Annotated in this window: 9 protein-coding genes; 2 read left to right on the plus strand and 7 right to left on the minus strand. The window is 37.0% G+C overall.

The features are described 5' to 3' along the window. Positions 1-2,361: a GumC family protein gene (locus W7W_RS0111805; RefSeq protein WP_010663957.1), complete on the plus strand. Its 2,361-nt coding sequence runs from the start codon at positions 1-3 to the stop codon at positions 2,359-2,361. Positions 2,362-2,952: 591 nt separating this feature from the next. Here the strand turns inward: W7W_RS0111805 and W7W_RS0111810 are convergent. The 5 genes from W7W_RS0111810 to W7W_RS0111830 form a co-directional block, all read right to left on the minus strand. Further along, on the minus strand, positions 2,953-3,945 hold the full coding sequence (locus tag W7W_RS0111810) for a hypothetical protein (RefSeq protein ID WP_148660882.1): 993 nt from the start codon (positions 3,943-3,945) through the stop codon (positions 2,953-2,955). 7 nt (positions 3,946-3,952) lie between these two features. Further along, positions 3,953-5,416, minus strand: coding sequence for an MBOAT family O-acyltransferase (locus W7W_RS0111815; RefSeq protein ID WP_010663959.1), 1,464 nt, complete (start codon positions 5,414-5,416; stop codon positions 3,953-3,955). Between the two features lie 364 nt (positions 5,417-5,780). Then, positions 5,781-7,694: a polysaccharide biosynthesis protein gene (locus tag W7W_RS0111820; protein ID WP_025006953.1), complete on the minus strand. Its 1,914-nt coding sequence runs from the start codon at positions 7,692-7,694 to the stop codon at positions 5,781-5,783. Between the two features lie 499 nt (positions 7,695-8,193). Next, complete coding sequence (locus tag W7W_RS0111825) at positions 8,194-9,135, minus strand: hypothetical protein (protein WP_010663961.1); 942 nt, start codon at positions 9,133-9,135, stop codon at positions 8,194-8,196. A 42-nt stretch (positions 9,136-9,177) separates the two neighbouring features. Beyond that, entirely contained in the window at positions 9,178-10,257 is a 1,080-nt protein-coding gene (locus W7W_RS0111830; protein ID WP_157202476.1) for an MBOAT family O-acyltransferase, read from the minus strand. Between the two features lie 52 nt (positions 10,258-10,309). On the opposite strand from W7W_RS0111830, the gene W7W_RS23515 reads away from it, so the two are divergent. Then, the gene (locus W7W_RS23515; RefSeq protein WP_148660880.1) at positions 10,310-10,633 is read left to right on the plus strand and encodes a hypothetical protein; all 324 of its coding nucleotides are present in this window, start codon (positions 10,310-10,312) and stop codon (positions 10,631-10,633) included. 78 nt (positions 10,634-10,711) lie between these two features. On the opposite strand, the gene W7W_RS0111835 is transcribed toward W7W_RS23515, so the two are convergent. Beyond that, a complete protein-coding gene (locus tag W7W_RS0111835; protein WP_010663963.1) occupies positions 10,712-11,878 on the minus strand; it encodes a DegT/DnrJ/EryC1/StrS family aminotransferase in 1,167 nt (388 codons plus the stop codon). A gap of 515 nt (positions 11,879-12,393) precedes the next feature. Next, positions 12,394-12,984 carry a sugar transferase gene (locus W7W_RS0111840; protein ID WP_010663964.1) on the minus strand — a complete coding sequence of 197 codons (591 nt, stop codon included), beginning with the start codon at positions 12,982-12,984 and terminating at the stop codon, positions 12,394-12,396. Between the last annotated feature and the right edge of the window lie 12 nt (positions 12,985-12,996).

Raw genomic sequence — 12,996 nt, forward strand, 5'->3', positions numbered from 1 at the left:
ATGACAAATTACAACGAAAATACAGAAAGAGAAAACAATCTGAATATATTGAAGTTATTGAAGCAGATGCTGAAGTACTGGTATTTCTTTCCAATATTTCTGACGCTTACAATAGCGGGAGTTATTTTATACAATAAAACCACCACTCCTCAATACCAAATAAGCACCAGATTACTGGTGTCAGAGGGCAATGATAATCAGTCATCCATGACAGGCGGTGGAGAAAATGCGCTCCCTGGAATAAACCTGGGAAGTCAAAGCAACATTGAGAACCAGCTAATCATTCTCACCTCCCGACGACAAATTGAAAAAGTTTTAAAACAACTTGATTTTACCATCTCCTATTTTAAAGATGATTTATTTCGAACCAATGAAATTTACCAGGAAAGCCCATTTACAGTAATCCCGGATACTTCAGAAGTCAAGTTATCCAACCTGGACTTTTCAGTAGAATTTCATTCAAAGGATCAGTTTACCCTTTCTTTAATACATGATAATCAATATTATTCCGAAACACACAAATTTTTCGAAAAAATCAGTACGCCTGATTTTGTTTTCACAATTGCTCCCAATGAGGAAATCATTTCTCGCGGAGAGAGATATATTGGTCGGAAATTCCTATTTAAAACCAGAACAATCAAAACACTGGCAGGGCATTATCAATCGAAAATAAGACTGGACAGAGTAACCCGGGAAAGTTCAATAATTGAGATTTCTATTACTGAGAACAACATCAAGAAAGGAAAAAACTTCCTGAACAAACTAGCTCAGAACTCAGTGAATTATACCCTTGACAAAAAAAACCAAATTGCCTCCAATACCATTGAGTTTATTGAGAGGCAACTTGTAGGAGTAATGGATTCACTGGCCGCGGCAGAGTCTGTTCTCGAGGGGTTCAGAAGTCGCAATGAAGTAATGGATGTATCTTTTCAGGGACAAATGATTATCACCCAATCTAATGAACTGGAAAATGAAAAGGCTACACTGGAAGCACGTCTTGATTACCTCACGTATCTCCTGAATAACATCGAAAACAATCTGGACATCAATGACATTGTAGCTCCTTCGGCAATGGGGGTCAACGATCCGGTATTAAATCAGCTTATTGGAGAATTGGCCTCCCTCAACGCAGAAAAATCCAGTCTCCAATTCAACACCAATATCGAAAATCCCAATATTGTCCGGATCAATCATCGGATCCAAACTTTAAGAAATTCCCTGCTGCAGACCACCCGCAGCATTATTGAAACAACGCAACTTTCTCTGAACGATCTGAACAAGAGACTCTATCAGCTAAGTCAGGAAATTAGAAAACTGCCAAAAACAGAGCAGACACTTTTAAACATTGAACGGAAGTTTCGGATGAACGATGAGATGTACACCTACCTGCTCGAGCGCAGGGCTGAAGCTCAGCTGGCCAAGTCGTCCAACCTCCCGGACCACGAAATTGTAGAAGAGGCCATTGCCCGGGGACAGGTTACCCCCGACAAAACTCGAAGTATGCTAATGATTGTGGTTTTCGGCCTTATGTTTCCGGCAGTTATTGTTTTCTTAAAAGTGTACAACAATGATAAGATTCAGGATGAGTCCGAAATTTCGGAATTAACAAACTATCCCCTCATAGGAACTGTTCCGCTGCATTCAGACTCCAACAAAAGGCTTGTATTAGAGGCCAACTCACATTCCCCATTGGCCGAAGCTTTTCGAAATATCAGAACCTCCATTGGATTTTACGCTCTGGAACAACCTGAAAAAACAATTCTGGTAACCTCGTCTGTCCCATCAGAAGGAAAAACCGTATTTGCGGCCAACCTGGCAAATTCTTTTGCTCAATTAGGGAAAACAACTTTATTGATGGGGTTTGACCTGAGGATGCCGGCCATTAACGAAGAGATGTTCCCGGATTTAAAAACACCGGGACTGGTACATTATCTGCTTGGAGAAAAAGAATGGGAAACACTTGTTCAGCCATCCAGAACAGGAAACCTGAACATCCTAACATCAGGAGACATTCCGCCAAACCCTACGGAATTAATTGCCAACAAAAAAACCGATCAACTTTTTACCAACCTCAAAAAGCATTTTGAGATTATAATCATTGACACTCCACCCGTAGGCCTGGTCAGTGATGCCTATCTTTTAACCAAATATAGTGATCTGACATTGCTGATCACCCGTCAGAATGTAACCCCTAAATCGGTCCTCAAGAAATGTTTGAATGATGAAAAGATGAAAAAACTGGAGCATGTGGGAATTGTATTGAACGGCGCCCAGTTTGAGAGGAAAGATTATTCGTATTATTACAATACTGAAAAAGAGATTAAGAAGAGGAAAAAAAGGAGAAAGAAAGAACGAAAATAAAAAACCCCGAAATGATTCGGAAGGGAAAATCACATTCTCCTTTCATAGAAAGATATTATCAATTAATATGATTTAAAACTTTTATCTTTTGAACAAATCACATATTTACGGAAGAAAAACTGAAAGAAATTAACACCAATGTCCTATTTTATTAATTTTAGCATAAAAGGTATGTGAAAACAACTTTTTAAGGAAAGGAATATTTCGGGGAAGGCTACATTTCCACATAAACCAAATTTCAGTTTCTTCAAGTTCAATATTATCAAAGGAATATATTATTCTTTTTGCTTAAAAAGAATGTCATTTTGTTCGCCCCCACCACCAAATCTTTATATTTTTTTAACATTGCTGATCTATTATGATAAGCAGAATGCACTCTCATTATCGTTTCTCAGGTACAAGAAGATGTATCCACGGTCTGTCTTTCCTAATACTCCCACCAATATATCGCCCCCATATGGACATGCTCAGGTATGACCAAATTTATTTTAAAACGCTACCTCATATTTTGCCAATCGAGTCATTTCTGATAAAACACGAGAATCTCCAAAATGTCTAAAAAAATCGTGGGAGAACACATAATCAGAAGAATCAGTTATTTAGATCATTGTTTATTCGTGCATTTATATCCTCAGCTAACTTTTTTGTAAATATTGTAGCTCCGTCAACATTTAAGTGTTGAGAATTGTAAAAATACTTTTTGTTAAAAACCAAAAGAGAATCCCTTGAATAATCAAGAAAACAGGCATTGTATTTATGAGCTATCCTGTTGTAGTAATCTACATTCAGAATTGTATTAAATCCTTCTGCATGTATGGGAGGATAAACTAAAAAGACTATGATTTCTTCCGTTTCACATTTAGCCAAGAAGCGCTCAAAATTTTGAACGGAAACGCTATCCGAGGATGTAAATTCTTGTACCAATTGGGTATAATCAAAATCTGTCATCCCATTTTCTTTTAACGATGATTCTATCCCTTCATTGGCATTTGTTGGCCAGGATTTATCTTTTGGGAAATATCCTCTTGAATCCTGAACTTTAAAAATCTGAACATTTAAGAAAGATAGCATTCCGGTTATAATTTCAAAAGGCTTACCTGAATACTTTACCATCGGGACAGAATAATCCAGACAATTGAAACTTCCTGTTAACTTCATAAGCTCCTTTACTTCCGGAATATTTAAATAAGGTGCAAATTTTATGGAGTTTTTAAAACCTTTATTTAGACTCCTAAGTGTCCCATTACTTACTATTTGAATAATTATCTTGGGTTTAGTGTTTTTCAATCTATAAAACTCATACTGAGCCTTTTGAGGGATAAACGGAGTGCCGTCTAAGGCAAGATTGTATGAATTAATCCCCAATATAGAATCAATAATAAAGGGATCAACCTGCACTAACGCTTTGGAACTACCATTAACAATAAGATCAGCATTTAATTTCCCCTGATTTATTTTTGTTAGGTTATAAAATAATGTTGTCTCACTTCTCCTAAGACCGGTAGAAACAACTTTATCCAAACATAAAGTTACAACATATAAAATTATTGAAAATATTACAATATCAACAATGAATCGTTTCATATTGGTTTCAAAATTGAAAATAAATAAAATCCTGAGACCCTCCAGCAAATACTATTATATACAATATGAGCAAAATATACAAGCTCCATCTAACTATTCGATATTTAATCCCAAAAAGAAACTCTATTCCATATTGTTTATCTCTTCCAAACCATTCAACTACTATTAATAGCACTATATTTAACAACGAAAATGCGAAGTCAGACAACAATCGTCCACCCCATGAAGTAGGAATAACATTAAAAAAATTCTCGCTTGTAAGAATACCCTTAATATAGTCGAACGCATGTCCTAAGTTCTCGGCTCTAAAAAATACCCATGCAAATACAGTCAAGGCAAAAGTAATAAGCATATGAAAAGATTCTTTAAAAGTCGGTAAATACCTGTCTTGGGCTACAATTCTCAGGTTGTTTCTATTATTATTGGTTAGCAATAATGGCAAAAAGAATATGGCGTTTAGTGCGCCCCAGATAATAAAAGTCCAATTTGCACCATGCCAAAATCCACTTACAATAAAAATTATAAATGTGTTTCTAACTTTCATTAAAGTCCCACCTCTGCTACCGCCTATAGGGATGTAAAGATAATCTCTAAACCAAGTTGAAAGGGAGATATGCCATCTTCTCCAAAACTCTGCTATATCTCTTGAAAAATATGGAAAAGCAAAGTTTTGCATTAAGTTAAACCCAAAAAGCCTAGACGTACCTATGGCGATATCTGAATACCCAGAAAAATCTCCGTATATCTGAAAAGCAAAAAACAAAGCTCCAAAAATCAGCGTACTCCCATTCATTTCTGCTGAATTATTAAAGATTTGATTTGCAAATTCAGCACAATTATCCGCAACGACTATTTTTTTGAACAAACCCCAAAGAATTTGACGCATTCCGTCAACAAACTTGGCATAGTTAAAAGTTCTTTTATGAAAAAACTGAGGTAATAAATTGGTTGCACGCTCTATTGGTCCAGCAACTAATTGAGGGAAAAAACTTACAAAGGCAGCAAAAGCAATAAAATCACTAGTTGGTTCCAGTTTTCTCTTGTAAACATCAATCGTATAACTTAACGTTTGAAAAGTATAAAAGCTAATCCCAACAGGTAAAATGATTTCAATTGAATTGAAACCCAAAACAACCTGAAGACCCGGAATTACATGATATAATGAATCTAAAAAGAAATTATAGTATTTAAAAACACCTAAAAATCCAAGGTTTACAACAATGCTTGCCCATAACAAAAGTTTCCGTTTAGATTGGTTTTCTTCATTTTTTAGTTTGAAGCCAACAGTATAATCAACGATTGTACTAAAGACAATTAATGATAAAAATCTCCAATCCCACCAGCTATAAAAAACATAACTCGCTACTACAATCAGCAAGTTTTGAAGCTTCAGATTTTTTTTTATTACAAACCAATATAGAATAAAGACTATCGGTAAAAAAACAGCAAAATCAATTGAATTAAATAACATTGTTATTGTCTAACTTTTATCAATGATTTTTGTGTACTTTATTTTAACATAAGAAATAAAAACTATCTTTCCACAGAAGGTAATTGTGGTGCGCTCCATTTTCAGGCTACACACCAGATAAAACTAAGCACAACTCCTTAACTAACTATTTTTATGCTAATTGAGAACATCCCTTGGCGAACGCCCCCATTTCACAAGTGCTAAAAAACCATCCGTATTTCAGCAAAAATAATATGTCATAAAGAACAAGTCTACAAGCGAATCTTTAGTCCAAATCGAAAATGAACAACCTCTTCATAAGTAAGATCTGGCTGATAACTATAAGTAACCTTAAAACAACCTAAATTTGCGGAAACTTGAGAACTCATTTTCCAACTTTAACCACACCATCAGCTTCAAGTTGTCTCTCAAATCTGGCGCCGAAAAACTCGGGGACCATCCCCTTCAGTCGGGAAAAGAGAATATCATCCGACTCAAAGTTCAGGCTATTCAACATCTCCTCAATTTCTTTATTCACCTGATAAAAATCAACCGGACGAACTTTCCCAATCATAATCTTTTTATGATAGGTAGGTAACGTATTCTCGGAAGATGCCAACAACTCTTCATAAAGCTTTTCTCCCGGTCTCAAACCGGTATATTTGATTTGAATATCCTCGCCAAGCTTCAATCCGGCGAGTCTTATCATATTCTTGGCCAGATCATCAATCTTTACCGGTTTCCCCATATCAAAAACATAGATCTCTCCTCCATTCCCCATAAAAGCAGCCTCAAGCAAAAGTTGGCAAGCTTCGGGAATGGTCATGAAAAACCGGGTAATGTCTTTATGTGTAACAGTCAGCGGTCCACCCTGAGCAATTTGCTTTTTAAACAAAGGAATTACCGAACCATTAGATCCTAAGACATTACCAAAGCGAGTAGTGATAAACTGTGTTTTGCCCCCTTTTTGTGCGGATAAAGCCTGCACATAAATTTCACAAACCCTTTTGGAAGCTCCCATCACATTTGTGGGATTTACCGCTTTATCGGTTGAAACCATCACAAATTTCTCTACGCCAAACTCCACAGCCATATCAGCAAGATTCTTTGTTCCTCCGATATTAACATGAATGGCCTCATAAGGTGCAGATTCCATTAATGGAACATGCTTGTAAGCTGCAGCATTAAAGACAATATCGATGTCCCAATTCTCAAAAACCTTCCTGATTCTGTTTTTATTGGTCACACTGCAAAGAATCAACTCAAAAGGAGCATCGCTGTAACTCAACAGCATTTCCTGTTGCAAGTCATATAAAGCAGATTCGGCCTGATCGAGAAGCAACAGTTGCTTAACGGGAAATTTCATCAACTGACGCACAATCTCTGAGCCAATAGAGCCGGCAGCTCCTGTAACTAAAATAGTTTTCCCGGTTAAGCCTTCCATAATATTCTTCTGACTGAGACGAATCTCCTCCCGTCCAAGCAAGTCTTCAATCTTAACGTCTCTTATCTGCTCTGTATTGGAGATCCCGTTCAACCAATTGGAAACAGTTGGCATTATCTTCAACTTCCAGTTATTTTCCAGACAGGCATCTGCAATTTCCTGTTTCCTCTCAACGGTAATATCATTAACTGCCAGGATAATCACCTCAACTTTAGAAAGTTTACCTTTACCGCTTGCAACATCACTCCATTTTACAACGGGCAATGAAGATAAAGTGACATGATGCCTGCCGGAATCCTCATCCACAAAACCAATAACATTATATTCGTTATTCTTATTGCTTTTGATGGCTTCCATTGTAATCAAACCCAAATCACCGGTCCCGTAGATTATGGTGTTGATATTTCCTTTCCGGCTGGTAAAATAATTATAGGCCTCTTTAACCAGCATCCTAAATCCAAAAGAAAGAAATATCACCAAAAGATAATGAATAATCAACACCAGGCGGGGAGTACCCCCAAACAAAACTCCCTGAGGACCCAAAAACGAGACTACTGCCAATAGAAATATAAGTGAAGAAGTGGATGCAAGAAACATATTTTTTAACTCATCGAGATTGGTATGACGAATAACCCCGCGATATGTCTTAAAAATCAGGAAAAAGAACGCGTAAGTAATGGAAGTCCAACCGACTGTCCTCAGGAAATCCCACATGGAATATTCTTCCAGGTTGACATTAACCCTAAGAATATAGGCCATCACTAAAGAGCTGTTAACCAGCAGCATATCAATAACAAATATCCACCATGGAGAAACTATTTTTCCTTCAAATATTCTTGTCACCAAACTTCTCATTGGGATAATTTTTTGGAACTGAAAATCATATTTATCCATATACAACAACACTTAATGCCTTGATTTAATAATTTCTTAAAACAAGCAATAACCTCACTTCAGGAATCACAAGTTAAAGCAGGAGCAATAAGCATTGCAAGTGGGTTTTTATTATACCGTCCTATTTATTGACGAATGGATTGATTAAATAACCTAATAAGCTATTTACTGAAATCAATGACTCTGCCACATATATAAAACGGAAAATGCACAAACAGGCTGAAAACCTACAAACAATGGTTTGGAACAACTCCCCAGAAAAATTGTAATAAATACTTCCGTTTATGGTTGCGACCTAACCAAAACAGGGAATATGGAGAAACGCATTTAGTTCCAGAAGGTTGCCCTGACCTCCTCTGCTCAAAGACCTTCGGCCTTAAAAGAACATAACCTTTCTTTATCAAAATAACACTCTGTATTTCTCCAAAAGAAAAAAGGCTCGCTTTCTGAAGGTTACACTTTAATTTTTAGTTTCTACGATATATCCTTCAAGAACTTTAGCTATTGAATCAGCACCAACCCTGTTAATATGAACATAATCACCAAAGAAATCAGGGGAATTAAAATAGTTTGTAAGATTAATAAAAGAAACATGAGGTTGCTTTAAGCGCATTTCAACCTGTTCCAGATAATAAATTCTATTGGTAGATGGAATCATTTCAAACAAACTATTCTCCATAGGCATTCCCACAAGAATAAGATCAACATTCATCCTGTCAGTAAGTGCGACAATAGAATCCAGATAGTTAAAATTCATTTTACTGATATTCTCAGGAAATGAATCATGAAGAAACATTTTATTTAGTATTTCCTGCCTGTTATCAACTCTTTCTTCAACCTCTCTCCGGTTAAACTCAACATTCGTATAACCGCCAATATGTGGATAAATCTTTTCCTCCTTCTTAAAAACATTGATAAGGTATGGAATTACGGGAAATATCCGATTCCTCAAGTAAACCTCAGAATAAGCAAAATAATTTACCGGAATACCTTCAAATAAATCAAGACCATTCTCTTCACGCAAAAAGGAAATTCTCGAAAAAATCTCAACTCCGTTTGTTTTATTCTCCGAAAACACCAAATCCCAATAAGAGGAAGTTTCTACCAGAGAAAAGGACAATATGATTCTGTCCACATTATTCGGTCGGGATAACAAATCCCTTATTTTTACAAAAGACACTACTGCAGGCTCTCCGGCAAGACCCACATTGCAGGATTTTTCTATGTAATCAGGGTTTATTCCTCCTGTCGCCAAGGAGCTACCCGTAATAAGTGTCTCTACATCTGAAGGCACCTGAAATCCGAATTTATCAAATAATATCTTATTCCCGTTATAGGAAACAACAAGCAAAATCCCCAATATGAACACGAATAATATCAAGCGCTTAGCAAACCGTCTCATGATACTACATTTTTTAATTTACATACTTTTCAAAAATCAAAGCTAAAATTCTGCATACACAAAAACCATTTGGTTTTTGGAGAAATAAACCACAACAAAAAGCCAGAAAAAATAAATCCCCCATCGATAGCCCCATCTTAAACGATTAAACCACTCTCTGAGTTGAAGGCCCTTATCCTCAATCATCCACTCAAATATAAGGAACAACAAAGCTGTTGACAAGGCAACTCCGGCCTCCCATCGAACGATGTTAAAACCATAGTGGGTATTATCAAGACCCTGTATTTGAGGCAAGAACCTGAAAAAATGAATCGCATCTCCCATACTTTGCGAGAAGAAGAAAACCAAAGAAACCGAAAAGAAAATATAAACCAGGCTCCTGCTCCCCCACTTATACACAAACGATGGAACTAATTTATTCCACTTCACCCTTTTCCGCTTCGTAAAGAATTCGTAAGTAAGGGCAATCCCCTGCAGGATGCCAAGTACAACAAATGTCCAGTTAGCACCATGCCAGATACCAATTACCAGAAAACTGCTAAAAACTGCGTAAACAGCTGCCTTATTTCCCCACTTCCTATGCTTCAACAACAAACGATTATAAATAAAATCGTTACACCATGAAGAAAGTGTTATATGCCATCGCCTCCAAAAATCACCTACGGTTTGAGCAAAGAAAGGACGACGAAAGTTATCGGTTAGTTGAATGCCAAAAATCCGGGAAAAACCAAGTGCCATATCTGTATATCCGGAAAAATCGAAGTAAAGTTGAAGGGGTTGAATAATAAACGTAATAATTAAAGGCACTCCCTGAAACTGTTCTACATCGGCATAAACTTTATTAACCACAATGCCCAATGTGTCGCCAATCACCAGCTTTTTAAACATTCCCCACATTACTAACTGTCCTCCCTCCACGACCCTCTGATGATCGAATTTAAACCCGGAAAGATTTATTTGTGGTAGAAATTTCCTGTGCCGCTCAATAGGGCCGGCCATAATTTTAGGGAAATAGAGCATATAAAGAGTTAGATTCAGGAAGTTTTTCTCAGGCTGATCCTTGGCTTTATAAACGAGGTATAGATAACTAATCCCCTGGAATGTATAATAAGAAATACCCAATGGAAGGGCAATTCTTCCAATAACCCCAAAATCACTGGCTTCAATCCCAAGTATGAAAAGAACATTTTCAACAATAAAGGAAAGATACTTGAATAAAACCAGGCCCCCTATGTTAAAAACCTGCCCCCCAATAAAGATATTTTTTCGTTTCTTTGAGTTCTTTTCTTTATTAACCATCAAAGCAATCCAAAAATTAACAAACGAAAAGAGGATTGCATATACCAGAAAGGAAGGAGAAAAAAACGCAATAAACAGCAAGCTCGCCAATAACAATATGGCACTTCTGATTTTCAAAGGAGAAAAAAAGAAAATAAAAAATAATGCTGTAAAAAACAATAAGAATTCCAGTGAAGCAAAAAACATAGAAAATTTTTAAAACATTAATTCTAAAACCAAAAATCCCGGTCAAGGTCCAATATGATTATGACATAAAGACCAATTAAGATTAAGACAATTATGGGTTAAGAATTCTTCTCATTTCTTCTATTACATATAATTGTTCCTCCTCACTCATTGAAGGAAAAATGGGCAAACTCACAGTTCCCTGCCAAGCTTTCTCGGACACAGGGAACTGAGATGGATCCAGTTGATAATTATCCCGGTAATAACTCAACCTGTGCATAGGCTTATAATGAACCGAAGTACCTATTCCTCTGTCTGCCATTTTTTGAATAAAATCATTTCTGCTGATTATGCATTTTTCATTAAGAACGACAGGAAACAAGTGCCATGCATGATGTTCCGGAGGCACTTTAGATACCGGAAGATCAACCATTTCCAAATCGGAAAGTTTCTCCAAATACCTCTCAGCCACGACCTGTCGTTCATCCCTGTAACGATTGGCCTCTTCAAGCTGTGCCAACCCAATGGCAGCATTAACATCAGGCATATTGTATTTGAATCCGGGTGCAACCACATCGTATTCCCAGGAAGGTTTATCAGAAGTAAAACGATCCCACACATCGCGATTAATTCCATGCAGTCGCATTACCTTGACGCGATTATAAATCGTCTCATCATTGGTTGTGAGCATCCCCCCCTCGCCGGTTGTGATGGTTTTATTAGCATAGAAACTAAAACAAGTAACATCCCCCCAACTTCCAACCATTCGTCCTCCAAGCTTTGCTGGAAAAGCATGGGCTGCATCTTCCAGTACCTTAATCCCTTCCTTCCGGCAAATATCCATTATTCCTGTTCCGTATGGATTAAACATTTCTGCAGACTGTCCTCCATAATGAACCACCACCAGATACTTCACATCAGGATACTCTTTGATCGCAGCGGTAAGAATTTCAGAAGTAATCAATGATGTTCCATACTCCACATCCAGAAATACCGGATCAGCTCCCATGTAGCGAACAATTTCAGCACTGGCAGTAAAAGTCATATCAGGCACAAATACCTTATCTCCCGACTGAACTCCCAAAGCCTCAATGCCAAGGTGAAGTGCCGCTGTGCAGCTATTTACGGCACACGCATAACGGGCATTCACTTTTTCGGCAAATTTATTCTCGAAACTAAGGGTTTTGCTGGCTGTGGTAAGCCACCCGCCTTCAAGCACTTCGGTAACGTACTTTAACTCATTGCCGGTGCAGGAAACTTTTGAAAATGGAACTTTCATCTGTATAAAATTTATCTAAGTTATCAGTCTTATGAAATCCACATAATGTCATTATGATTCACTTTTTTCAGGCACCAACCCCTACTTTTTGATTTAGTTAATCAGTAACTAAAAAAACAGGATAATTCAGGTTATTTCCATTTTCCGTTCATCAGGAAGTAAAAAATGGGAATTTTCTGAATTACATGGCGATGAAAGGGAAAATTAATAGTCTAATCTAAAACCCTGATTAACTCTTTTGATGATTGAACCAAGGCTCATGACTAAAAACAAAAGCTGCATGGTAAAATATTCCCATTATCAGGAAAGTGGCCCTCGCAAAATCAAAATAATATAAACGCTTAGATTCAGTGTTTCTCATTAATTGAAAATTTAGAGGAATGATAAAATCAGCTCAGGAATTAATAGAATTGAAACAGCTTCGTTCCATTAACAAGAATGATCCTGGCTATATCTTAACGACTAAAAGAAGGACCGGAGGTAATCTGATTTGTTTTGACAGCTTCAATAAGCATTCAATTAAAAAGAACAGCCTTTATGGTAAGAAAGATGATTTTAAAATCTTTAAAAAAAGAATGCCCGGATGCATAATCTTCATAAAAGGTTAGCTTCTTTGGAAGAATCACATCCCGGTACGTTTTATGCGGATCATCTGACTGTTCCAACAACTGTTCTTCATTCCTGAAATAAACTGAGGCATTGTCAGTTACTCCGGGCTTTACCTTAAGCACTTTTTCCCAACGTTCCGGATAGGCATTTACCCACTGTCTTACCTCCGGCCGGGGACCGACAACGGACATATCCCCTTTCAGAACATTTAATAACTGTGGCAATTCATCAAATTTGGTTTTCCTCAAGAACTTCCCGACTCTAGTAACCCTTGAATTATCTCCTGCATTAAACTCCCCTTTTTCAGCCCCGGGGATTCTCCTCATTGTTCTGAATTTAATGATTTTGAAAGGTTTTACATATTGTCCGATTCTTTCCTGAATGAAAAAAGCAGGCCATCCGGAATCAATCACAATCCATAACGTAATCATCACTACTGGAATGAACAAAATGACCAACAAAAAAATGGAAAAAACCAGATCAAACAACCTCTTCATTGAAAAACCTAT

The sequence above is a fragment of the Marinilabilia salmonicolor JCM 21150 genome, assembly GCF_000259075.1.
Taxonomy (GTDB): domain Bacteria; phylum Bacteroidota; class Bacteroidia; order Bacteroidales; family Marinilabiliaceae; genus Marinilabilia; species Marinilabilia salmonicolor.